General features: G+C 71.8%; 23 protein-coding genes and 2 pseudogenes. 16 read left to right on the plus strand and 9 right to left on the minus strand.

From position 1 onward, the window contains the following. Nucleotides 1-86 precede the first annotated feature (86 nt). The 6 genes from ACWFR1_RS25755 (at nucleotide 87) to ygfZ (ending at nucleotide 4,968) form a co-directional block, all read left to right on the plus strand. Entirely contained in the window at nucleotides 87-875 is a 789-nt protein-coding gene (locus ACWFR1_RS25755; RefSeq protein ID WP_453554977.1) for a hypothetical protein, read from the plus strand. A gap of 17 nt (nucleotides 876-892) precedes the next feature. Then, entirely contained in the window at nucleotides 893-1,765 is an 873-nt protein-coding gene (locus ACWFR1_RS25760; protein ID WP_453554978.1) for a hypothetical protein, read from the plus strand. Then, the gene (locus ACWFR1_RS25765; RefSeq protein WP_453554980.1) at nucleotides 1,762-2,697 is read left to right on the plus strand and encodes a hypothetical protein; all 936 of its coding nucleotides are present in this window, start codon (nucleotides 1,762-1,764) and stop codon (nucleotides 2,695-2,697) included. Before ACWFR1_RS25760 ends, ACWFR1_RS25765 begins: the two co-directional genes overlap by 4 nt. Before the next feature lie 247 nt (nucleotides 2,698-2,944). Beyond that, nucleotides 2,945-3,517, plus strand: coding sequence for an FABP family protein (locus tag ACWFR1_RS25770; RefSeq protein ID WP_453554982.1), 573 nt, complete (start codon nucleotides 2,945-2,947; stop codon nucleotides 3,515-3,517). A gap of 37 nt (nucleotides 3,518-3,554) precedes the next feature. Beyond that, a complete protein-coding gene (locus ACWFR1_RS25775; RefSeq protein WP_453554984.1) occupies nucleotides 3,555-3,992 on the plus strand; it encodes a Fur family transcriptional regulator in 438 nt (145 codons plus the stop codon). A gap of 10 nt (nucleotides 3,993-4,002) precedes the next feature. Further along, nucleotides 4,003-4,968, plus strand: a complete 966-nt coding sequence (gene ygfZ / locus ACWFR1_RS25780) for a CAF17-like 4Fe-4S cluster assembly/insertion protein YgfZ (protein WP_453554986.1) — start codon at nucleotides 4,003-4,005, stop codon at nucleotides 4,966-4,968. A 42-nt stretch (nucleotides 4,969-5,010) separates the two neighbouring features. Here ygfZ and dtd read toward each other — a convergent pair whose 3' ends face one another. Then, nucleotides 5,011-5,436, minus strand: coding sequence for a D-aminoacyl-tRNA deacylase (dtd, locus tag ACWFR1_RS25785; RefSeq protein WP_453554988.1), 426 nt, complete (start codon nucleotides 5,434-5,436; stop codon nucleotides 5,011-5,013). Nucleotides 5,437-5,676: 240 nt separating this feature from the next. Between dtd and ACWFR1_RS25790 the strand changes: the two genes are divergently transcribed. The 4 genes and pseudogenes from ACWFR1_RS25790 to ACWFR1_RS25805 form a co-directional block, all read left to right on the plus strand. After that, the gene (locus tag ACWFR1_RS25790) at nucleotides 5,677-6,282 is read left to right on the plus strand and encodes an RsiG family protein (protein WP_453554990.1); all 606 of its coding nucleotides are present in this window, start codon (nucleotides 5,677-5,679) and stop codon (nucleotides 6,280-6,282) included. A 60-nt stretch (nucleotides 6,283-6,342) separates the two neighbouring features. Beyond that, complete coding sequence (locus ACWFR1_RS25795) at nucleotides 6,343-7,629, plus strand: GNAT family N-acetyltransferase (protein WP_453554991.1); 1,287 nt, start codon at nucleotides 6,343-6,345, stop codon at nucleotides 7,627-7,629. A gap of 22 nt (nucleotides 7,630-7,651) precedes the next feature. Further along, complete coding sequence (locus ACWFR1_RS25800) at nucleotides 7,652-8,293, plus strand: TetR/AcrR family transcriptional regulator (protein ID WP_453554993.1); 642 nt, start codon at nucleotides 7,652-7,654, stop codon at nucleotides 8,291-8,293. A 73-nt stretch (nucleotides 8,294-8,366) separates the two neighbouring features. Then, nucleotides 8,367-10,437: pseudogene (locus tag ACWFR1_RS25805) on the plus strand (HelD family protein); the annotation flags it as partial. On the opposite strand, the gene ACWFR1_RS25810 reads toward ACWFR1_RS25805, so the two are convergent. The 3 genes from ACWFR1_RS25810 to ACWFR1_RS25820 form a co-directional block, all read right to left on the minus strand. After that, nucleotides 10,385-11,485, minus strand: a complete 1,101-nt coding sequence (locus ACWFR1_RS25810; RefSeq protein ID WP_453554995.1) for a helix-turn-helix transcriptional regulator — start codon at nucleotides 11,483-11,485, stop codon at nucleotides 10,385-10,387. The pseudogene ACWFR1_RS25805 and the gene ACWFR1_RS25810 sit on opposite strands and share 53 nt — an antisense overlap. Nucleotides 11,486-11,495: 10 nt before the next feature. Beyond that, entirely contained in the window at nucleotides 11,496-13,031 is a 1,536-nt protein-coding gene (locus ACWFR1_RS25815) for an MFS transporter (RefSeq protein WP_453554997.1), read from the minus strand. Nucleotides 13,032-13,122: 91 nt separating this feature from the next. Beyond that, nucleotides 13,123-13,608 (minus strand): MarR family winged helix-turn-helix transcriptional regulator, encoded by a 486-nt coding sequence (locus tag ACWFR1_RS25820; RefSeq protein WP_453554999.1) that lies wholly within the window; start codon nucleotides 13,606-13,608, stop codon nucleotides 13,123-13,125. A gap of 175 nt (nucleotides 13,609-13,783) precedes the next feature. Here ACWFR1_RS25820 and ACWFR1_RS25825 point away from each other — a divergent pair, with 175 nt between their 5' ends. After that, nucleotides 13,784-14,275 carry a hypothetical protein gene (locus ACWFR1_RS25825; protein ID WP_453555020.1) on the plus strand — a complete coding sequence of 164 codons (492 nt, stop codon included), beginning with the start codon at nucleotides 13,784-13,786 and terminating at the stop codon, nucleotides 14,273-14,275. Between the two features lie 82 nt (nucleotides 14,276-14,357). Here ACWFR1_RS25825 and ACWFR1_RS25830 read toward each other — a convergent pair whose 3' ends face one another. The 5 genes from ACWFR1_RS25830 to ACWFR1_RS25850 all read right to left on the minus strand — a co-directional run bounded on the left by ACWFR1_RS25830 (nucleotide 14,358) and on the right by ACWFR1_RS25850 (nucleotide 17,625). Beyond that, the gene (locus ACWFR1_RS25830) at nucleotides 14,358-14,945 is read right to left on the minus strand and encodes a DinB family protein (protein ID WP_453555001.1); all 588 of its coding nucleotides are present in this window, start codon (nucleotides 14,943-14,945) and stop codon (nucleotides 14,358-14,360) included. A 61-nt stretch (nucleotides 14,946-15,006) separates the two neighbouring features. Further along, nucleotides 15,007-15,423 (minus strand): VOC family protein, encoded by a 417-nt coding sequence (locus tag ACWFR1_RS25835; protein WP_453555003.1) that lies wholly within the window; start codon nucleotides 15,421-15,423, stop codon nucleotides 15,007-15,009. Nucleotides 15,424-15,576: 153 nt separating this feature from the next. After that, a complete protein-coding gene (locus ACWFR1_RS25840) occupies nucleotides 15,577-15,972 on the minus strand; it encodes a helix-turn-helix transcriptional regulator (protein ID WP_453555005.1) in 396 nt (131 codons plus the stop codon). 25 nt (nucleotides 15,973-15,997) lie between these two features. Further along, entirely contained in the window at nucleotides 15,998-17,023 is a 1,026-nt protein-coding gene (locus ACWFR1_RS25845) for a CU044_5270 family protein (protein WP_453555006.1), read from the minus strand. Further along, complete coding sequence (locus ACWFR1_RS25850) at nucleotides 17,020-17,625, minus strand: RNA polymerase sigma factor (RefSeq protein WP_453555008.1); 606 nt, start codon at nucleotides 17,623-17,625, stop codon at nucleotides 17,020-17,022. Before ACWFR1_RS25850 ends, ACWFR1_RS25845 begins: the two co-directional genes overlap by 4 nt. 314 nt (nucleotides 17,626-17,939) lie before the next feature. Between ACWFR1_RS25850 and ACWFR1_RS25855 the strand changes: the two genes are divergently transcribed. From ACWFR1_RS25855 to ACWFR1_RS25875, 5 genes and pseudogenes are all read left to right on the plus strand, one after another. After that, entirely contained in the window at nucleotides 17,940-18,695 is a 756-nt protein-coding gene (locus tag ACWFR1_RS25855; RefSeq protein WP_453555010.1) for a TnsA-like heteromeric transposase endonuclease subunit, read from the plus strand. Beyond that, nucleotides 18,695-20,965, plus strand: a complete 2,271-nt coding sequence (locus tag ACWFR1_RS25860; protein ID WP_453555012.1) for a transposase — start codon at nucleotides 18,695-18,697, stop codon at nucleotides 20,963-20,965. Before ACWFR1_RS25855 ends, ACWFR1_RS25860 begins: the two co-directional genes overlap by 1 nt. Then, on the plus strand, nucleotides 20,937-22,205 hold the full coding sequence (locus tag ACWFR1_RS25865) for an AAA family ATPase (protein WP_453555014.1): 1,269 nt from the start codon (nucleotides 20,937-20,939) through the stop codon (nucleotides 22,203-22,205). Before ACWFR1_RS25860 ends, ACWFR1_RS25865 begins: the two co-directional genes overlap by 29 nt. Nucleotides 22,206-22,224: 19 nt before the next feature. Beyond that, nucleotides 22,225-22,683, plus strand: a pseudogene (locus ACWFR1_RS25870) (TniQ family protein); the annotation flags it as partial. Between the two features lie 177 nt (nucleotides 22,684-22,860). Beyond that, the coding region (locus ACWFR1_RS25875; protein WP_453555022.1) for a hypothetical protein at nucleotides 22,861-23,099 on the plus strand (239 nt) is incomplete at its 3' end.

Below are 23,099 nucleotides of genomic sequence, written 5' to 3' on the forward strand. Positions count from 1 at the left end.
TGTTGAGTAGCGAAGAAAACATCCAAAATACGGATACGGCACCGCCGCCGGAGCTGGAGACGGTCCCGAAAACCGCACATCCGGTCTTGGATCCGGGTGGTGCGCCGGAGGCGGCGGCCGAAGCCGCGCCGCCGTCCGAGGCCATCGTCCGACCGCGCCGCCGTGTGCTGCGTACCGTCGGGCTCATCGCCGTCGCCGCCGTCCTCGGCCTCGTCGGCGGCACGGCGGTCGGATACGGCGTCCAGGCGCAGCGCGAACCGACGCCGCTCCCGCCGCTGAACCAGCCGGCCCTCGCCTATCCGAAGCCCCTCCCGAAGGGGCAGGTGCCGGATCCGCTCCCGGCCTCGGAGGACCGTCAGGCGAAGGCGCAGGGCGACCTGCGGAAGCTGCTGGTCCCGAAGCCGGCGGGCGCGAAGAAGGACGAGTTCGGAGACGCCGACGGCTGGATGTCGGTCCACGAGTTCGCCTCGGACTTCGAGCGGGCCGGGGAGGCGCTGAGCTACCAGCTGGACCTGGGCATCCGGCGCGTCGCCGTCACGTCCTGGCAGACGGGCGAGAACCGGCTGAGCTCGGTCCGCCTGATCCAGTACCGCCCGGGCGACGAACTCGGCGCGCAGGACCACGTCGCGGACCAGCAGGGCTACATGTCCGAAGAGGATTACGCGGACGGCGAGGGCGAGGAGCTCAAGGGCTCCGGCGACGGGCGCTACTACCTCTTCCCCGTGCACCGGAAGGCCGGCTACCTGGACGTCTACGAGGCCAGGGCCCTCTTCCACCGCGGCGACATCGCGGTCGAGATCTTCATCTTCGACACGAAGAAGATCGCGGAGAAGGACATCCGTTCGCTGGCCGAGCGACAGCTGGGGCGCCTGTGACTGAGGACCGGAACGACGTGAACGTACCCATCGATCCCATCGAATCCCCCGATCCCATCGAATCCCCCGATCCCAGCGAATCCCCCGATCCCGGTGAGCCCGCCGCCGAGGCCCTGCCGCGGCGGAAGCGCGGTGCGCGCCGCGTGCTGCTCGGGGTCGTCCTGCCCGCCGTGCTGGTCCTCGGAGCGGCGGGCGGCGGCGTGACGTACACCGCCGTCACCGTCTCCTCCGCCGACCGCACCGCGCCCACGGAGGTGTGGGGTTCGGCGGATTCGACCGCGACGGACGAGGACCCGGCCGAGTCCGCCGTGCGCGGCAAGGCGGGGACGCCGCTGAGCAAGCTGCTGCTGCCCGTGCCGTCCGGGTACGAGCTCGGCCCCGACCACGAGCTGTACGGGAACGACGGCGAGCTGGGCGAGGCGGAGGCCGTCGCGCAGATGAAGCAGGAGGGCGAAGGCCTCTCCGGCAAGAAGCGGCGCGCGTACGAGAAGGAGGTGGACCGGCTCGGCATCCAGGGCATCGCGGTCCGCTCCTTCGCGGACCTGAACGACGCCGCCGTCATCTCCGTCCACATCACGCGGATGAAGGACAAGAAGCGGATCAAGGACAGCTTCAGGCTCCGCAAGGAGGTCCTGGAGGCCCTGGAGTTCCCGAAGGGCCCCAAGGTCAAGGACCACCGGAACGCCGCCTGCTACCTCGAGCCCGAGGACAAGACGCTGGAGAAGAAGGAACGCGAGGAGCAGCTCGACAGCATGGTCTGCATCGCCTACGACTCCGAGGTCATGGTCTCGGTCACGGCGGTGGGCGCCAGGCCGTTCGACCGGGCGGGCGTGGCGGACCTGCTCAAGCAGCAGCTCGACCACATCGAGTCCCCGGGGGAGTACGTATGACCGAGCAGACCCAGACCCAGACCCAGCCCCAGCCCCAGACCGAGGCAGAGACAGAGGCAGAGGCGCAGACCGAGGCGCAGACGGAGCCGCAGGCCGAGCCGCCGAGCGAGGTCCGGATCCCCGCACCGTCCGTGCCTCAGGACGAAGCCGTACCCGCTTCCGCCCCCGCGCCGAAGAAGTCCCGGCGGCCGCTCCTCGCCGCCGTCGCCCGCTGGACCGCCGCCGTCCTCGTGTGCGGTGGCGTCGGTGCCGGTACGGCCATGGGGCTGACGTCCATGGAGCGCTCCGAGGTGCCCGGTCTCGCGACCGAGTCCGACGGCCGCTGGACCTACCCGAAGCTCGCCCTGCCGGCGCTTCCCGAGGGGGTCCCGCGTCCGTACTCCGACGGCAACGACGGCGAGGTCCACCACAGCGACCTGCGGAAGCTCCTGCTGCCCGCCCCGGATGGTGCCGAGGTCGACCCCCGGCTGAACGGGGGCTGGATCGGCCTCGACACCTACCTCGCGCACTTCCACGCCGACGACCGGGGCGCGGTGAAGGAGGCCCTGGCCGACTCCGCCCTGCGGCACGTCGCCGCCCGCGGCTGGACGACGCCGGACGGCACGACCACCCGGGTCTACCTGATGCGGTTCACGTCGGTGGCGTTCGCGGAGGCGTTCAAGGACGACGTCCTGGACACGGGCGTACGCGGCAGCCGGCTCCCGGCGGGCGTCGAAGGAGAGACGACGGACACCTCGCTGAAGGACGTCCGGCTGCCCTCCCTCTCCCTGTACGCGTTCGACGAGCGGAAGCCGTACGGCCCCGAGCAGACCCGGTGGGCGTACATCCAGGCGGGCGACACCCTCGGGCTGATCAGCCAGACCCGTAAGGGCGAGGCGCTCGTCGTGCCCTTCCAGCAGACGGTCACCCTCCAGGCGCAGCTCCTCGGCTGATCGGCGAGGCGGTGGGCCCGGCAGCGCGCCTAGACCCACCTCACAGAGAAGGCCGGGCCCCCGCCCACTAAGCTGGGGTCCGGCCTGTTCCGCCTTCACCGCTCAGTCGAGGAGCACCCTGTGATCATTTTCTTCGAAACGCTGCTGGTCCTGGTCGCCGTCGGCGTGCTCGCCTTCACCGGACTGGCCGTGAAGAAGCTGTACCAGGGCCAGCGCTAACCACTTCTAGAGAACGCCAGAGCTGCTCATGATCGAGATCCCGTCCGACCTCAATCCGGACCTCGTCCCCCTCGCGTTCCTGCTCGGTACGTGGGAGGGCGCGGGCGTCTCCGACTTCCCCGGCGCCGATAAGTGCAACTTCGGCCAGTCCGTGACGTTCAGCCACGACGGCCGGGACTTCCTCGAGTACCACTCGTACTCCTGGGTCCTCGACAACGACGGCAACAAGGTCCGTCCGCTCGAGAGCGAGAGCGGCTACTGGCGCATCGACAAGGACCGCAAGGTCGAGATCGTCATGGTCCGCGACGAGGGCATCGTCGAGATCTGGTACGGCGAGCTCGCCGACCAGAAGCCGCAGATCGACCTCGCGACGGACGCCGTCGCGCGGACGGCGGCCTCCGGCCCGTACAGCGGTGGCAAGCGGCTCTACGGCTACGTCAAGAGCGACCTCATGTGGGTCGGCGAGAAGGCGACCCCCGAGGTCCCGCTCCGCCCCTACATGTCGGCGCACCTGAAGAAGGTCGTCACGCCCGAGGAGGTCGCGGAGATGGCCCGCAACCTCGGCGACCTGCCGGACGACGGCATCGCCTTCTTCCGCTAGACACCCGATGGTGGCCGCGCCCTCCTACACTGGGGGCGTGGTGACCACCGACTGGAAGAGTGACCTGCGGCAGCGCGGCTACCGGCTGACGCCGCAGCGCCAGCTTGTCCTGGAGGCCGTCGACGCGCTGGAGCACGCGACGCCCGACGAGATCCTGGTCGAGGTCCGCAGGACCGCGTCCGGGGTGAACATCTCCACCGTGTACCGGACCCTGGAGCTCCTGGAGGAGCTCGGGCTCGTGAGCCACGCCCATCTGGGGCACGGCGCTCCGACGTACCACCTCGCCGACCGGCACCACCATCTGCACCTGGTGTGCCGGGACTGCGCGGAGGTGATCGAGGCGGACGTCGAGGTGGCCGCGGAGTTCACCGGGAAGCTCCGTGCGACCTTCGGCTTCGAGACGGACATGAAGCACTTCGCGATCTTCGGGCAGTGCGCCGACTGCGCCCGGAAGGCCGCGGGGGCCGAGTCGTAGGCTGGCTCCCATGAAGAGCCCTCTGCTGTCCCTGCCCGGCGCCGTCGCCGCCGAAGGCCGCGACGAAGGCGTCGCCGCCCACTACGGCGACCTGTTCCGCGAGCAGCGCGCCCTCGCCGACGGCTCCGGTTTCGTCGACCTCTCGCACCGCGGTGTCGTCGCCGTCACCGGAGACGACCGGCTGAGCTGGCTGCACCTGCTCGTCACCCAGCACATGACCGACCTGGCGCCCGGGCGGGCGACCGAGGCGCTCGTCCTCTCCGCGAACGGGCACATCGAGCACGCCCTGTACCTCGTCGACGACGGCGAGACGCTGTGGGCGCACGTCGAGCCGGGGACGCGGGACGAGCTCGTCGCGTACCTGGAGTCGATGAAGTTCTTCTACCGGGTCGAGGTCGCCGACCGTACGGACGACATCGCGGTCGTCCACCTCCCGGCCGGTTCCATCGCCGAGGTCCCCGAGGGTGTCGTCGTACGGGAGACCCCGCACGGCCGCGACCTGTTCCTGCCCCGTGCCGACCTGGAGTCCTTCGCCGCCTCGCACGGGCCGGCCGCCGGGATCCTCGCGTACGAGGCGCTGCGCGTCGAGGCGCACGTGCCTCGGCTCGGCTTCGAGACCGACCACCGGACCATTCCGCACGAGGTCGGCCTCATCGGCAGCGCCGTCCACCTGCAGAAGGGCTGCTACCGGGGGCAGGAGACCGTCGCCCGCGTGCAGAACCTGGGGAAGCCGCCGCGCCGGCTGGTCTTCCTGCACCTGGACGGCAGCGAGGTGCTGCTGCCCGCTCACGGTGCGCCGGTCCGGCTGGCCGCCGACGGCGAGGAGGGCCGGCAGCTCGGGTTCGTGACGACCGCCGTCCGCCACCACGAGCTGGGGCCGATCGCCCTGGCCCTGGTGAAGCGGAACGTCCCGGTGGACGCGCCGCTGATCGTCGGGAACACGGCCGCCGCGCAGGAGACGGTCGTCGAGCCGTAGGGCTGGCGGGCCGGGCCGGTGGTAGGGCCGGCACCTGGGGCGCTATACGTCCAGCAGGACCGTGAACGGGCCGTGGTTCGTGAGCGAGACGCGCATGTCCGCTCCGAAGCGGCCCGTTTCCACGTGCGCTCCCAGCTTCCGCAGCTGCGCGACGACCTCGTCGACGAGGGGCTCGGCGACCGGGCCGGGCGCGGCGGCGTTCCAGGTGGGGCGGCGGCCCTTGCGGGCGTCGCCGTAGAGGGTGAACTGCGAGATCACCAGGAGCGGCGCGTTCACGTCGGAGCATGACTTCTCGCCGTCGAGCACCCGGACGGACCAGAGCTTTCTGGCCAATTGGGCCGCCTTCTCCGGGGTGTCGTCATGGGTCACCCCGACCAGGACGCACAGTCCCTCGCCGACGATCTCTCCGACGGTCTCCCCTGCGACGACGACGCTCGCCCCGTCGACTCTCTGCACCACAGCTCGCATGGGCCCCAACGTACCGGCCGGGAATCGTGGGGGGCCGAACGGGTGCAGAGCGCCTGCACGTGCACGGGTGGGAGTGGCACGATGCCTGTCAGGCGGTGCGGCTCCGCACCGGTCGAGGGGACGATTCTCATGAGTGCACCTGGCACCGGGCCGACGCCGTCCGGACCTGTACCGCTGTTCCGCGCCGGAAGCGCGGGAGGAGGTGGGGGACGAAGCATGGGCGGAGGCCCGGGAGGAAGCATGGGCGGAGGCTTGGGCGCAGGTGTGGGTGGAGGCGTGAGCGGAGGTCCGGGCGGTGGTCTGGGCGGCAGCCCGGTCGGTCGTCCGCCCGTGCAGCGGACCGGGGAGCCCGGCCTCGCGGACCGGGCGCAGCCGGACCTGGGCGCGCTGCGGCTGCCCGAGCTGCGGGCGCTGCGCCGGGAGGCGCAGAGCGACGAGGCCGACCTGAGTTACGTACGGCGGATGCTCCAGGGCCGGATCGACATCCTGCGGGCCGAGCTGGCGCGGCGGACCGACCCGGAGGCGCCGGTCCTCGACCGGCTCTCCGAGATCCTCGCCGACGCGCCCTCGCGCCACCGGACCTCGGCGCGGCACGTGACGCTGTCGACTCCGCGCGGCGAGGAGTACCGGCGGCTCGCGTCCGAGATGCTGTCGGAGGTCGAGCTGTCGGACCTGACGGCCCGTACGGACGAGGAACTGCACACGGCGATGGGGCGGCTCGCGGGGTACGAGCAGCAGATCTCGCGCCGACGGCAGCACCTCCAGCGGACCGCCGACGACTGCAGCGGGGAGATCGCCCGCCGCTACCGGGAGGGCGAGGCACAGGTGGACGACCTGCTGGCCTGAGCCCGTGGGCCCGGGGAAACCCTGGTGCGGGGGCGCCGTGGCGCTGCGTAGGGTCGGGGGATGAGTGTCGACGTGCGCGCGGTGACGGAATCCGATTTCCCCGGCTGGCTCCTCGCCCTGCAGACAGGGTTCCTCCGGCCGCCCCGCGTCCCCGACGAGCTGGTCGCCGACCGGCTGGCCAACGCGGACCTCGCGCGGACGCAGGGCGCCTTCGACCGGGACCGGACCGTCGCGACGTTCCGGTCGTTCCGGCAGGAGGTCAGTACGGTCGGCGGCGGCAGCCTCACGGCCGACGCCATCACCCAGGTCACCGTCTCCCCGACGCACCGGCGCCAGGGGCTGCTGAGCCGCATGATGGGCACCGACCTCGCCGCCGCGAAGGAGCGGGGCGACGCGATCGCCACGCTGATCGCCGCCGAGTACCCGATCTACGGGCGGTACGGCTTCGGTGCGGCGAGCTGGACCACCGAGTGGAGCGTGGACGTACGGCGGGCCGGGCTCGACCCGCGCCGCACGGGGCGCCCCGAGGACGGCGGCCGGATCGAGCTGGCCGACGGCGAGGAGATCCGCAAGATCGGCCCCGAGGTGCACCGCCGGCTCGCCGGGGTCCGCGCCGGGGTCACCGACCGCACCACGCGCGGCTGGGAGCTCGGCACGGGTCTCGGGTACCAGATCGACCCGTGGACGGAGCCGTTCTACGCGGTCTACCGCTCCGAGTCCGGTGAGGTGGAGGGCTTCGTCGCCTACACCGCCGACGACAAGTGGGACGACGCCAAGCAGCCCGTGAACACCGCGTCCGTACGGGACATGATCGCCGTCACCCCGGCCGCCGAGCGGGCCCTCTGGCAGTACGTCTGCTCCATCGACTGGATCACCACGGTCCGCTCCGGCTACCGGGCGCCCGACGACCCGCTGCCGCTGCTCCTGCCGGACCCGCGCGCGGCGAAGACGCTGACGTACGTCGACATGCTGTGGGTCCGGGTCCTCGACGTCGTCCGGGTCCTGGAGAGCCGGACGTATCCGGTGGAGGGCACCCTCGTGCTCGACGTGCGGGACGCGGCCGGTCTGGCGGGCGGGCGCTACCGCCTCGACGCCTCCCCGACGGGCGCGACGTGTGTCCGTGTCGCCGGGTCGGCCGGGTCGGCCTCCGGGTCCGTCTCCGGGGCTGCGGAATCCGCCGATCTCGCCCTCGACGTCGCGGAGTTGGGGACGCTGGCGTTCGGTGACGAGTCGGCGGTACGGCTCGCCCGCCTCGGTCGCGTCGAGGAGCTCACGCCGGGCGCGGGCGCCCGCGCCGATCTGCTGTTCCGTACGCCGCTGCGGCCGTTCTCGCCCGACATCTTCTGACCCATCTGAGAGGGACGCCATCATGACCTCGGAGGCGCCGGAGCCGTCCGGGCTGCGCGAGCGGAAGAAGGAGCGCACCCGGCAGGCCCTGTCGGACGCCGCCGTCGCGCTCTTCCTGGAGAAGGGCTTCGACGCGGTCTCGGTCGCGGAGGTGGCCGCAGCGGCCGAGGTGTCGAAGCCGACCCTCTTCCGGTACTTCCCGGCCAAGGAGGACCTCGTCCTCCACCGGTTCGCGGATCACGAGGGCGAGGCCGCCCGGGTGGTGGCGGCCGGGCGCCTCGCGGGTGTCGCGCCGCTCGACGCGCTGTACGCGCATCTGCTCGACGGGCTCGGCCGGGAGGACCCGGTGACCGGTCTCTGCGACCACCCGGCCGTGCTCGCGTACCACCGGCTCCTTTACGGCACGCCTTCCCTGGTCGCCCGGCTCCACGGCTACAGGGCGCGGTCGGAGGCGGCCCTCGCTGAGGCGCTCGGCGGCGATCCGCTGGACGCGCGGATCGCGGCCGGTCAGATCGTGGCCGTGCTGCGGGTCCTCGCGGAGGAGAACACGGCCCGGATCGCGGGTGGCGAGACGGCCGGGGAGGTGGCGGCGGACGCGGTGGCCGCGGCCGGGCGGGCGTTCCGGGCGCTGCGGGAGGGGCTCCCGTACGGACGGCTTCCGTAGGACACCGTACGGATCCCTTTCGCAGGACGGTAAAAAATGTAACTCGGTAACGTTTTCCGTTAGCCTGGTCGGAATGACGTCACTGGAGCTTGAGCTCGCCCGCGAACGCGCCCACCACGACGCCTGCCGCGCCGCCCTGACCCGGATGGCCGAGGACGTCGCCGAACAGGTCGTGACCGGCGAGGACGTCGCCGCGTCCGGCGCCGACGCCGAGGCCCTCGGCTTCCACCTCCGCAGCCGCGCCAAGGAGATGGGGGAACAGCCGCCGGGCCCGCTGTTCTTCGGGCGCCTCGACCGCGAGGACGGCCAGACCCATCACATCGGCCGCCGCCGGATCGCCGAGGACCCCGCCGCCCCGCCGCTCGTCATCGACTGGCGCGCCCCCGTGTCCCGCGCCTACTACCAGGCCGGCGCCCACGATCCGCAGGGCGTCCTCCGACGCCGCCGCTTCGGCTGGGCCCCGAACAGCCGGGGCGCGACGGAGGACCTCACCGCCCTGGAGGACGAACACCTCGTGGACGCCGAACACCTCGTGGACGCCGAACGCCTCGTGGACGGTGAGCGCCTCGCCGTCGTCGGGCAGGCGGAGACGGTGAGCGCCCTCGTCGCCGGGGAGATCGAGCGCCCACGGGTCGGCCCCATGCGGGACATCGCCGCGACCATCCAGCCCGAACAGGACGACCTCGTACGCTCCGACCCGGCCGCCTCGCTGTGCGTGCAGGGCGCGCCCGGCACCGGCAAGACCGCCGTGGGGCTGCACCGGGCCGCGTACCTCCTCTACAGCCATCCGCAGCGGATCCGCCGCTCCGGCGGCCTCCTCGTCCTCGGCCCGCACCGCGCCTTCCTGTCGTACATCGCCGAGGTGCTGCCCTCGCTCGGTGAGACCGGCGTCCGGCAGGCCACCCTCGACGAGGAACTCGCCCGCCACCCGGTCCGGGCCGAGGACGGGGAGGCGGCGGCCCGGGTCAAGCACGACGCCCGCATGGCGGAGGTGCTCCACCGCGCGCTGTACGGCAGGGTCGACCCGGTCCCGCCGGGCGACCTGGCCGTCCCCGACGGCTCGTACCACTGGCGACTGCCGGCCGCCGAACTCGCCGCGATCGTCGCGGCGGTACGGGAGGAGGCGCCGCCCTACGCCACGGGGCGCGAGCGGGTCCGCGCCCGTGTCGTCCGGGCCCTCCAGCTCCGGGCCGAACGCCGGTCGGGGGGCGGTGGGCGCGGCCTGGGTGCGGCGCGTCGAGCGGGCACGGGCGGTGACCGCGTTCCTCGACGCGTGCTGGCCGCGGACGACACCGGAGGAGGTGCTCGCGGAGGTGCTGACGGACCCGGCGGGGGCTTCGGCTTCCGGCGGCGGGCTGACGGAGGGGGAGGCGGCGGCGATTCGCTGGGAGCGGCCGCCGCGTTCGTACCGCTCGGCGCGGTGGACAGCCGCCGATCTCGTCCTCCTCGACGAGCTGGCGGGCGTGATCGAGCGCCCCGAGAGCTACGGTCACGTCGTCGTCGACGAGGCGCAGGACCTCTCGCCCATGCAGTGCCGCGCGATCGCCCGCCGTACGGCCTTCGGCTCGCTCACCGTCCTCGGGGACCTCGCCCAGGGCACCACCCCGTGGGCGGCCCGCGACTGGCGCGAGCAACTGGCCCACCTGGGCCGGGCCGAGGCGCCGATCGTGCCGCTGAGCCTCGGCTACCGCGTGCCGGCGGCGATCGTGGACCTCGCCAACCGGCTCCTGCCGCACCTGGGCGCGGACGTCCCGGCGGGCCGGTCGGTCCGTACGGACGGCGAGGTGACGGTCCACCGGGCGACGGGGGCGATGGGGACGACGGGGGAGGTAGGGGCCAGGGAGCTGCCGGACGTGATCCGCGAGGCCGTGCGTGCCGCGCTCGCGGCGGAGGGATCGGTGGGGGTGATCACGGCCGATGCCCTCGTCGGCCGGGTCGAGGATGCGGTGCGAGGCTGCGGGGCGGGAGAGCGGGTGACCGTGCTGCCCGCGACGGCCGTCAAGGGCCTGGAGTTCGACCATGTCGTCGTGGTCGAACCGGCAGCGATCGTGGCGGCCGAGGCACGCGGCGCGAACCGGTTGTACGTGGTGCTCACCCGGGCCGTGTCACGGCTGGCGCTGGTGCACGCGGAGGAGCTTCCGGAGTGTCTGGGGCTGGAGCCGGGGTCGGGTCCTGCGCCTGCGCCTGCGCGTGCGCCTGCTCACGCACCTGCTCCTGCTTCTGCTCCCGCACCTGCTCCTCCTCCTGCTGCGCGTACAGCGCGGTGAGTTCGGCGCCGATGCGGGCGAGGGTGGTGCGGGCCTCGGGTGGGTCGAGGAGCTCCACGCGGGCTCCCAGGCCCGCGATCCGGGCGGCGACGGCCTCGGGGGAAGGTCCGTCGATCTCGACGGGCGTCCAGCCGTCCGGGGTGCGTTCCCCGTACCGTATCCGCCCGTCGACGAGGCCTTCGAGGAGGGACTCCGTGCCGGGGGCCGCCCTGCCCCGGACGGTCGCGGCGACCATGCGGTCCTCCATGCGGGCGGCGAGCGCGCGCCAGGCGGAGGGGAGGTCGAAGTCCTCGGGGCGGACGGCGGGGGCGCCCGTCTCGGCCACGGAGGTGATCCGGCCGACCCGGAAGACGCGCAGGCCTTGATCCGTACCGGCGACGAGGTAGTGGACGCCGGTCTTCGTGGCGATCCCGAGCGGGTGCACGGTCCGCTCACGGGGCTCGTGGCCGGGGCGGGCGTACCCGATCGTGAGCTCGCGCTCCTCGACCACGGCCTGCTGGAGGGCGGCCAGTCGGGGCTCGTCCGTGACCGAGACGGGTGTGCCCGACCAGTCGGTGCCGTCGGCGGTTCCGGCGCGGGCGGCGGCCTCGGCGTCCGCGCGGAGGGGCGAGGGGAGGGCCCGTACGAGCTTGCGCAGGGCGGTGCGGGTCCGTGGGCTCGCGGGCGTGTCGTCCATCAGGAGGAACAGGGCGCGGACCTCGGGGGCGGTGAGGCCGGTCAGGTCGGTGCGGGCGCCGCCGACCAGCGACCAGCCGCCGCCGATGCCCGCCTGGGAACGGACCGGGACCCCGGCGCTCGCGAGCGCTTCGAGGTCCCGGCGGGCGGTCCTTTCGGACACGTCCAGTTCCGCTGCGAGTTCGGCGGCGGTGACGCGTTGCCTGGTCTGGAGGAAGAGCAGGGCGGCGACGAGGCGGTCGGCTCTCATCGCGCCATTGTCACAGGGTGACGAGGGCGGGCTCCGCGTCCTTCGCGGCCTTCTGCTCCGTCGAGTCCTGCTCCGTCGAGTCCTGCTCCTGCGGGGCTTCCGGCTGCTTCCGGGCGGGGCGCAGGACGGTCAGGGCGACGGCCAGGGCGGCGAGGACGAGCGCGGTGCCGACGGCGAAGGCCAGGTGGTAGCCGCCGGTCAGGGCCTCGGCGGTGGACCGTCCGGCCGCCGTGAGGGACTCGGTGCGGGAGGCGGCGAGGGTGGAGAGGACCGCGACGCCGAGGGCCATGCCGATCTGCTGGGTGGTGTTGAAGAGCCCGGAGGCCAGGCCCGCGTCCGCCTCGTCGGCGCCCGACATGGCGAGCGAAGTGAGGGCGGGGAGCGCGAGGCCGAAGCCGGCGGCGAGCAGCATCACGGGGAGCAGGTCGGTGACGTAGTTCGCGTCGGCGGCGTCGGCGGGGAGCCGGGTCAGCAGGCCGAGGACGCCGACGAGCAGGACGAGGCCGGTGAGGAGGATGTTCCGCTCGCCGAACCGGGCGACGAGGCGGGCCGAGACGCCGAGCGAGACGACACCGATGACGACGGCGGCGGGCAGCATCGCGAGGCCGGTCTCGGCGGCGCCGTGGCCGAGGACCTTCTGGAGGTAGAGGGCGACGAGGATCTGGAAGGAGAAGAGCGCGGCGACCATCAGCATCTGGACGAGGTTGGCGCCGGAGACGCTGCGCGAGCGGAGGATCCGCAGGGGCATGAGCGGGTTGGCGGCCTTCGCCTGGCGGACGAGGAAGCCGGCCAGGAGGGCGAAGGCGAGGGCGCCGAAGCCGAGGGTGTGGGCCGAACCGGCCCCGTACGCCTCGATGGTGACGACGGCGTAGATGCCGGTCATCAGGCCGGAGGTGACGAGCAGCGCGCCGATGACGTCCGCGCCGGCCCGCAGGCCGAGACCGCGGTCGGCGGGCAGGGCGGGGAGGGCGAGGAGGAGGGCGGCGACGCCGATGGGGAGGTTGATGAAGAAGATCCAGTTCCAGGCGAGGGCGTCGGTGAGGACTCCGCCGAGAACCTGGCCGAGGGAGGCTCCGGCGGCGCCGGTGAAGCTGAACACGGCGATGGCCTTGGCGCGTTCGCGGGGTTCGGCGAAGAGCGTGACGAGGATGCCGAGGCTGACGGCCGCGGACATCGCGCTGCCGACGCCCTGGAGGAAGCGGGCGGCGATCAGGACCTCGGGGGAGGCGGCGGCGCCGGCGAGGAGCGAGGCGGCGGTGAAGAGGCCGGTGCCGAGCAGGAACATCCGCTTGCGGCCGATGAGGTCGCCGAGGCGGCCGGCGAGGAGGAGGAGCGAGCCGAAGGCGATGAGGTAGGCGTTGACGACCCAGCTGAGGCCGACGGGTGTGAAGCCGAGGTCGCTCTGGATGGCGGGCATCGCGACGGTGACGATGCTGCCGTCGAGGACCGTCATCAGCATGCTCGTGGCGAGGACGCCGAGGGCGAGCGGGCGGGAGCTGCGGGTGCGGAGGTGGGCGCTGGGGTGGGCGCTGGCAGGCGTGGACATGGGCTCTCTCTCCTGTTCGATGGAGGCAACAGGAGAGACGTTAGCAGATGGTTTTGTTGCAGACTATTTTTTACGGGACGACTTTCGGGTCCTATCCACGCTGCCGTGCCCGGCGGGCGGCCTTCGGGCCCTCGACGGGCGTCTCCAGGTGGCCGGTGACCAGGCGGTTCAGGGCGCGCAGCAGGACTACGCGCTCCTCGTCGGGGAGGGAGGCGAGGGCGTTCCCGTGGACGCCGTCGACGATCTTCTGGCTCTCCTGGGCGACCTTCGCGCCCTCCTCGGTGACGGCGATGATCCGCGCGCGGCGGTCGGTGCTCGACGGCTGCCGCTCGGCGAGCCCGGCCTTCTCCAGGGCGTCGACGGTCACCACCATGGTGGTCTTGTCCATGTCCCCGATCTCGGCGAGCTGCGCCTGTGTGCGCTCCTCCTCCAGGGCGTGGACGAGGACGCAGTGCATACGGGGCGTGAGTCCGATCTCGCCGAGCGCGGCGGTCATGCGGGTGCGCAGGACGTGGCTGGTGTGGTCGAGGAGGTAGGAGAGGTCGGGCTCGATGCGGGTGGGCGCCATGGCTGTCATGCCTGCCAGGGTAACGAAAGTCGATCCGTCGCGGATTGTAAGGAAGTGGATGAGTTCTTTGCGGGGGGAGGTCCCGCCCGAGCAGGATGAAGGCGTGACTGGAGTGGTTGGCGCGGCCGGCGTGACCGGTGTGACTGGAGTGGTTGGCGCGGCCGGCGTGACCGGTGTGACTGGAGTGGTTGGCGCGGCCGCCGTGGAGCGACCCCTGCTCTTCCTTGACGTGGACGGGCCGCTGATCCCGTTCGGCGCGCGGGACGGGGCCCACCCGACGTACCCGCCCGTCCCGCCCGCTTCCGTGAGCCCGCTCCTCGCGCGGCTCGACCCGGCGCAGGGGGCGCGGCTCGCGGCGCTCCCGTACGAGCTGGTGTGGGCGACGACCTGGGAGGAGGACGCCAACGCCTGGGTCGCCCCGCGCCTCGGTCTGCCCGAGCTGCCCCTCGTGCACTGGCCCGACGGCCCTGAGGAGCCAGGTGTCCACTGGAAGGTTCCGGCGCTGGTGGCGTGGGCGGCGGGGCGGTCGTTCGCCTGGGTGGACGACGAGATCGGGGCCGCCGACCGGGCGTGGGTCGCCGCCCGCCACCCCGGCCGGGCGCTCCTCCACCGGGTGGATCCCCGGCTCGGGCTCGGCGATGCCGACTACGCGGCGCTCGCCGCCTGGGCGGCGTGAGCGGCGCTCGCGTGGACCCTGTGGGCGTCCCACGCGCGGGCTCGGTGGTGAGCGGCGCTCGCGCGGGCTCGGTGAGCTTCGCTCACATGCCGGTCGTGCCGTCGATGCGTTCGCGGAGGAGGTCGGCGTGGCCGTTGTGGCGGGCGTACTCCTCGATCATGTGGATGAGGACCCAGCGCAGGGAGACGGTGCCGCGCCAGGGGTCGTGGGCCGAGACGTCGAGGTCGGGGGCCTCGGCCGTGAAGCGTTCGGCGAAGGCCACGGCCGCGTGCCAGGCGTCCCAGGCCGCCGCGACGGCCGCCGGGTCGGGGGTCGCGCCGTCGAAGTCCCCGTCCGGGTCGGCGGGGGACGAGAAGATCGGGGCCGCGTCCGTCTGGCCGGCGAGGATCTCGCGGAACCAGTGGCGTTCGACATCGGCCAGGTGCCGGACCAGGCCGAGGAGGGAGAGCGTGGACGGGGCGGCGGCGCGCCGGGCCAGGTCGTCCGTGACGCCCGCGCACTTCAGGACCAGGGTCGCGCGCTGGTCCGCGAGGAACCCGACGAGCATCTGCCGCTCGTCCCCGGTCGCGGGGCGGGTGAAGCGGCGCGGCCCCGCGTGCGCGGACCCGTCGAGGACGTCCGCGCGCCGCCGGGGCCCCGCCGCTTCCGAGATGTGCGTCTCAACTGCCATGAGTACCCTCCCTGTTGACCTCCCCGCATGCTGCCATGCGGGCGTCAGGGAGGGGCGGTGGTCACTTGGCGCGGGGCTGGGAGAAGCGGAGCATGTTGCCCGCCGGGTCGCGGAAGGCGCAGTCGCGGACGCCGTACGGCTGGTCGACCGGCTCCTGCAGCACCTCGCCGCCGGCCGCCCGGACGTGCTCGAAGGTGGCGTCGACATCGTCGGCGGCGAAGATCACGCCCCGCAGCATGCCCTTGGCCAGCAGCTCCGCCATGGCCTGGCGGTCGGCGGCCGAGGCGTTCGGGTCGGCCAGCGGCGGTTCGAGGACGATCTCCACGTCCGGCTGCGCGGGCGAACCGACGGTCACCCAGCGCATCCCCTCGAACCCGACGTCGTTGCGGACCTCCAGGCCGAGGGCGTCGCGGTAGAAGGTGAGCGCCTTGTCGTGGTCGTCGACGGCGATGAAGCACTGCGAGAGTTTGACGTTCATGGCTTCGACGCTACGACGGGGGTCCGCAATCCGCTTCTCCGATCGTGACCGCTTCGGCCGCCCCGGCCGCGTCGCCCTCCTCGACCGCTTGGGCCCACCCTGACCGCCTCGGCTGCTCCGACCGCCTCGGCTGCTCCGGCCGCCCCGGCCGCGTCAGCCGTTTCTCGTCGGGCGCGTGAGGACCTTCGCCACGCACGCCGGGATCGCGGCACCCGCCTCGTGGCGCCGGGCCCGGTACGCGCTCGGGGTCTCGCCCACCAGCTCCGTGAACCGCGAGCTGAACGACCCGAGCGAGGTGCACCCGACGGCGAAGCAGACCTCGGTGACGCTCAGGTCACCCCGCCGCAGCAGCGCCTTCGCCCGCTCGACGCGCCGGGTCATCAGATAGCTGTACGGCGTCTCGCCGTAGGCGGCGCGGAAGCTGCGCGAGAAGTGCCCGGCCGACATCAGCGCGACCCTGGCCAGCGCCGGTACGTCGAGCGGCAGCGCGTAGTCGCGGTCCATCGCGTCCCGCGCGCGCCGCAGCCGTACCAGGTCGTCCAGGTTCACGTATCCCAGCATTGCACGCCCGCCGCTACGGGGCCTGACCTGCTGTTTCGGTGATGCCGCTGCCCGTGATCGCGATCGATCCGACGACCGTCCCGGCCTTCCCCCAGGCGCTGTCCTCCAGGAGTACCGTGCGCGCGCCGAGCAGCCGTGCCGTCGTCCTGTCGAAGATCCACTCGCTCCGCTCGCCGTCGTGCACGCGGGCGACGGCCACTCCGTGGCGCCCGGCCGCGTCCTCGGCGTCGGGGACGACGAAGACCCCGGGGATACGGGTGGCCGCGCGGTAGAGCGCGGCGGTGGTCGCGGGCGGCGTGACCGTACCGCGCAGGAGGTCTCCGATGGCGACGAAGGCCTGCTGGTCGGGGCCCGTCGTCGAACCGCTGCCGGGGCCGTGGTTCTTCTCGGCGTCGTCGTGGATCAGCTCCAGCAGGTCGTCCGGGTCGGTCGGAAGTCCGGCCACGAAGGCGTACGTCGGGGAATGGAAGCCGCCCTTGCCCGGAAGGCCGGGAAGCAGCTCGTCCTCGCCGTCCACGCGCACCAGCGTCCGACGGCTGCCGTCGGCCGAGGTCCACTGCTCCATGTCCTCGCTCTCCCGGATGCGGTCCATGCCTCCGCTCGTGTTCTCGGAGAGCACCGTCGTGTGACCGACCGTCCGCACGTAGGAGTACTGGCCTGCGCGCACCGCGGGCTGCGGCCGTGCCGCGGCGGCGAGAGCGGCCCGTTCCAGCAGCTGTACGGAGGCGGCGGACGCGGGGGGCCCGGCGGGATCGGAGTGATCGGAGGGGAGGGGCGAGCCGAGGAGGAGGACGGCGACCGCCGCGCCGGCGGCGACCGCCGCCCCCACCGCGAAGGTGACCCGTCGCCGGGAGGCCGTGGCCGGTGTTCCGCGGTCGATCTCGTTCAGGAGGTGTCGGCGCCGCGCGAGCATCCGGTCCGCCGGCGGAACGGGGGCGGGCGTCCACGGCAGCGTGCGGCACGCCTCCTCGCGCTCGCGCTGCTCCTGCCACTCCTGCTGTTCCTGTTGATCCTGCTGTTCCAGAAACTCCGGGTTCATGGGGCGCTCCTCGCGAACCGGTCCGGCGGGGGTGGGGGTGAGGGAGGGGAGGAGGGCGAGGCGAGCTCCGTCATCACGAGGACGCGTAACTTCTGCCTCGCCCGGGAGAGCCGCGAGCGCACGGTGCCCACCGGTATCCCCAGCGCCTCCGACACCTCCGCGTACGCGAGCCCGGACCACACGGCCAGGCCGAACACCTCGCGCTCGCTCTGTCTCAGGCGCTTCAGCGCTCTGGCCACAGCGGCCAGCCGCTCCGCGTCGGCCAGCTGCCCGGCCACCTCGTCCGAGAAGTCGGGCAGGGGTTCCGGCGGCGGCAGGCGGGACATGGCCGCCCTGTGGCGGCGGGCCGCGCGGGCGGTGTTGCGGGTCACGTTCGCCGCGATGCCCAGGAGCCACGCGCGGACGTGCCGCACCTCCCCGCGCAGCGTGTCGCGCCGCCGCCAGGCCTCCAGGAACGTCAGCGACACGATGTCCTCGGCGAGGGCCCAGTCGCCCGTCGTCCGTACGGCGTAGGCGTAGACGACCCGCGCGTGCCGGTCGAAGACCTCGGCGAAAGCCGCCCGGTCGCCCGACCGGATCCGTTCGTTCAGTTGGCGTTCCACACAGGTCAGTGTCCGCGGCGGCGATCCGTGTGACTTCCAGCGTTAGTTGTCACCAGTGATGACCTCTCACCTGGGACGCTCTCGCGGGATTCCAGCTCTTTCTGTCACCGGATTCACGCGGTAGTTGTCACTTCCGGGCGTTTCCAGGCCGAGTTGTCACCATGTTCGGAGACTGACCCGCTTGCCGCTCTCGACGGTGGTCATATGGTGGGGTGGACGGAGCGCATTCCCCCGTACAGCCGCTGTCCCCGGCTGTGGCCTCGGCCGGTGGCCTGTGGTCGCACAGCTGCCGGTGGGAGGACCTACTCGTTCCGGTGTCGGTGGCACCGGGCAGTGGCGGCCTGGACCTTGGGGCGGAGTGGACCCGCCGTTGGACGGCGACCTGGCGGACAGCGGGCGACGAGGTGTCGTGCACCGTGCGGGACCTGGCGCACACGCGTATCGCGGACGGCACGCCGATGCGTTGGTTCTCCTGGCGCCGGGCCCAGCGTCATCGCCCCAACCTGCAATTCCTCGTCAGCACCGGCCGTCATCACGGGGCCGAGAGTCTGGAGGAGGCCCGCCTGCTCCTGGTCCTCGACTTCGCGGCCGGCCTGGTCGACGTGCTGTCGCAGCCCATGCGGCTGCGGTTCGACACCGTGACCCGACGCAGGGGACACATCCCGGACTTCCTGGCGGTGACCCGGACCGGTATCTGGCTGATCGACGTACGGCCACGCACGCTCATCGGCCCGGAGGACCTGGAGGCGTTCGCCGCGTCCGCCGAGGTCGCGCTGGCCTGCGGCTGGCACTACACCGTCGTTGCGGGCTGGAAAGAGCACGTCACCGCCGCGGTCGACGCTTTCTCCTCCCAGCGCCGACCTCTGTCTGACCCGCTCGGACTGCAGCCAGCCCTTGTGGCGGCGGCCCGCGACGGGAGGACGTTCGGCGAGGTCGTGGACACCGCGCCGTTCCCGCCGCTGGCCCGTGCCCAGCTCCTGCATTTGCTCTGGCACCGGCGCCTCGGCTCCGACCTGAGCAGGCCGTTCGGCGACCGATCCGTGGTGACCAACCCGGATGAGGAGGAGTGATGAGGACGGCCAGTGTCCTGGACCTGTCTCCCGGCGCCGCTCTGGTGTTGGACGGCACGCAATGGACGGTCGAACGCCGGGAGCCGGAACTGGGCCGGGTCCACCTGGTCAGCGACGACGGCACCCGGCAGCCGGTGAGCTTCCGCTTCCTGGCCAACCACCCCAACTGCCGCCCCTCGTCCACGACCGCGGCTCGCGGCTCCGACCGGGGCCGCCAGCCCAAGACACAGGGGGACCTGGAGCCGGGACGGCGGGAGATCGCCGTATGCCGGCTGGCCCATCTGCTGGAGGTGGAGACCGGATTCCGCAGCGGCGACCCGCTGCGGCCGGGCCCAGGTGAGCCGAAACCGGAGTACGACCCGGCCACCACGACGCTGACCGCCCGCCGCCTCGCGAAGGTCGCCGAACTGGCTGCCATGGACCGTCAGCAGGCCAAACTCCTGGGTCTGGACCGGGTCGGCTACCGCACTCTGATCCGCTGGGACCGCCGACGCCAGGACGCCGGGCTGGTCGGCTGCGCGGACGAGCGCTGGCTGCGCGAGAGCGGAAGCCACCCCAGCATCACCGAGGAGATCCGCGAGGCGATCTTCGCGGTCCGCGCAGAGACTCTGCACCGGTCGAAGGTGACTATGCGGACCCGTGAACGCATGATCCACCAATACGTACGCGAATCCTTCCCCGACCGGGACGTCAGCGTCCCCAGCTACCAGACTCTGTGGGTGGTCTGGCGCGAGTGGTTCGGACCGGGCGGGGCTCGCCAGCGCTACGCGCGCTCGGCCGAGCTGCCCGTGAAGAACGGGCACGTGCTCGTCCACCGGCCCGGCCAGGTGATCGCTCTGGACACCACGGTGCTGCCCGTGATGGTCCGCGAGAGCACGTTCGGCGACCCCGTGAAGGTCCATCTCACCCTCGCCATGGATGTCCACACGCATTCCCTTTGCGCCTTCCGGCTCACCCTCGTCTCCGACCAGTCAGTGGACGTCGCGATGCTGTTGCGGGACGTGATGCTGCCGCTGCCTATGCGGGCCGACTGGGGCGAGGATCTGGAGTGGCCTTACCCGGGGCTGCCCGCCGCGCTGGTCGCCGAGTTCGCCGGACACAAGGTCGCCGGCCTGCCGTTCTTCACTCCGGAGACGGTGACCACGGACCATGGGTCTGTCTACCGCAATCACCACCTGGTCGATGTCCAGAGGGTGCTCGGCTGCAACATCCTTCCCAGCCGGGTTCTGCGTCCTACGGACAAGTCGGCCTGCGAGCGTGCCTTCGGCGCGATCCGGTCGCTGCTGTTCGAGCAGCTGCCCGGCTACACCGGCATCGATCCCGCCGACCGCGGCGCCGATCCGGAAGGTGACGCGGTCCTGACGATCGGCGAGATGGACCATCTGATCGCCACGTGGACCGTCGCGGTGTGGCAGAAGCGGCGGCTTGGCGAATACGCCCCCAGCTGGGACCCGGGCGGAGATCACAGCCCGAACTCGTTGTTCGCGGCGTCGTTCGCTCAGGCCGGATTCGCGATGAACATCCCCTCACCGCAGCTGTTCTACGAACTGCTGCCCATCCACTACGTGCAGCGGATCGACCCCCGGCGCGGAGTGAAGATCCGCGGGCTCTGGTATCACGATGCCGACCTACTGGGCCCCTACCTGGGCCAGCGATCGACACGTGGAGGCAAGCACAAGGGCCATTGGGCCGTACGGCGGGACCCGCGGGACCGCCGACAGGTGTTCTTCCAGGACCCGATCTCGCACGACTGGCATGCGCTGCCCTGGACCGGTCTGCCACCAGACGGACAGGCTCCAGCCTTCGGCGACGCACGCGTACGCGAGCTGCTGAAGAAGGCCGTCGCCTGCGGGCTGCGACCCCAGTCCGATGCTGATCTACTGCCGGTCCTGCTGGAGCTGATCGGCTCGCGGATCCCAGTGAGCCAGTGGCCCACCCGGAAGCCGAAGGTCCAGCGGACGGAGCATTCCCGCGAGGCCCTCCAGGCGGCAGCGGCACAAGCTGACCGGCCGAACCAGGCGTCGGCGAGAGAACCCGTCCAGGCCGCGGCCACCCCCGGCGGCGTGGTCACGCCCCTGCGCTGGCCAGAGCGGGCAAGACAGGCCGAGGACAGCATCGACAGCCACCGGCGATATCGCCGCGAGCAGGCCGTCCAGAGCCGGCCGAAGCCCGCAGCACCGCTTGGCGAGGCATATCGCAAGCGTGACCTGTTCCTGCTGCCCGAGGACGACGAGGAAGAGCATGGCGATGGCGGACCAAACGCCGGGTGAAGGCGGGATCGTCCCCTTCCTGCGGGCCGGGCCGCCACCCGACCGGACCCGGGTTGAGGGCTGGCGGCAGTGGAATGAACAGCGTGATGCGTTCATCCCAGCACCCCGCCTCTCTGCGGATGAGTACGCTTCGATGAGTCCCCGACGACGTGCCCTGCACGACCTCCACCGGACCGCGACACACGTGAACATGGGGCTTCTGGAGACCCCGATGAGCGCGAGGGTCACCCGGCTGATGCGCGGACGGATGCGGAACAACGCGCTGAACTTCGCCCCTGGCACCCGCGATGGGCTGATGATCAGCGGCGGCGGCTACCTGGGGAAGACGGAGACCGCGTGCGATGCTGCGGCCACTTTCGAGATCTTGTGGCGGGACCTGCACCGACAGCTGCTGCCGGGCCCCATCCCGGGCACCCGGGATCTGTTCGTGCCCGTCGCCTACTGCCGGACCCCGGTCCGAGCGACGCCGAAGGGTTTGTGCACGGCCATCCTGGACTTCTACGGAGCTCCGCTGCCAAGGACTCTGAACGGCCTGATCAGAGCGGTGCGGGACTCACTGCGGGACCACCACACCACGGCCTTGCTACTGGACGACATCACGAGGCTGAGACTCCATCGCGAGGACGACCAGGACACCCTCGATCTCGTCCGCGAGCTGATGGACCTCAACGTCACGTTGGTTCTGATCGGCGTCGACATTCCCCGATCCGGACTCCTACGGAGCGGCTACCCCGACCCGCGCACCGGACAGTGGGTATTCCCTGACCTCAAAACCGGCAAGAGCTACAACCCGTCGGCCGCGACACAGACCGAACGGCGCTTCGACCTGGTCGATCTCGATCCTTTCGACTACGACACAGCCGAAGGCATGACCGCCTTCGTTGCACATCTGGCCGGGATCGAAGATCGCCTGCGGCTGTTCCGGGCCCGGCCGGGGATGCTCACCGAAGGCGCGATGCCCGAATACCTGTTCCGCCGCACCCGCGGCATCGTCGGACTCCTCAAACGGTTGGTCGAGGACGGCTGCGCCGAAGCGATCGAGTCAGGTGCCGAGGAGCTGACCCCGGACCTCTTGTCGACGATCCGTATCAGTCTCGGCAACCTCACCGACCGCGACCGAGAGGCCGGCGAGGTCCCCGACATTCCGGAGGAGGATCCTGGCTCGCCCCCGAAGAAGCCTCGACGCAGGGGGCGAAACACCGTCTTCGACGACCATGGTGCGAAGGCCGTCGATGGCTGAGCCACCCCCGCTCGCAGACATGCGTCCCATTGCCCGATGCTTGGCTCCCCTTTCGGACGAGAGTCTCCCCGGGCTGGTACTTCGCCTTGCCCACCGCAACTCCGTGACTCCCGCCGATATCGCAATCCGAACCGGTCTTTCGTCGCACCGACGGTTCCTGGCAGAGCACGTCAGCCTCACTCAGCTCCACCTTCTTGAGCAACACCGGATCGAAGCATTCGCCCGCATAACCCGATTGAGCCATCGCGAAGCGGCTGACCTCTTCCTAGCCCCGCTCGGCCCCCGTTATGGACCCATCAGCCCTGAGCTCACCCCGCGGATGCCGGGGCGCATGCTCTACAACAACCGGTGGGTGTTCAGTCACTGGAGTCGCTACTGCCCGCAGTGCCTGGCCGGCGACAGCACCATCGAGCACCTCCACGGCGGAAGCTGGAAGCGCCATTGGAGGCTCCCGCCCGTCTTCGCCTGCCCCGAGCACCGGTGCCTGCTGCGGCACGTTTGCCCCTCTTGCTCGCAACCTGCCCTGATCGTCCAGGGAATCTCGCTGGTCCCGCGGCCGAGGGACGGGGAACTGCACCCGACGCAATGTCGGGCTGAGGCAGTGGTCTCATCGGCCGGCGAATTCAGGTCGGTCTGTGGCAGAAGACTTGATCAAGTGCCCCCGGCCGCCTGCCCGCCGCATCTGTTGGAGCGGTTTCTTGCACTTCAGCAACGCTTCCTGCACCTGCTGTCGCCTGACGGCCCGGAGCAGACAATGAGCGTGGGATGGGCTGTCTCCGCTCCGCAGTACTTTCTCGACCTAACCTCGATCTTTCGTGATGGTCCGTCGGTTTCTCCGGTGGGCCGTTTCGGTTGTTCGGGCTGGTCGTGGGCACGGCGGTGGCCCGGCTGTCG

The sequence above is a fragment of the Streptomyces sp. NPDC055103 genome (genome assembly GCF_053607625.1).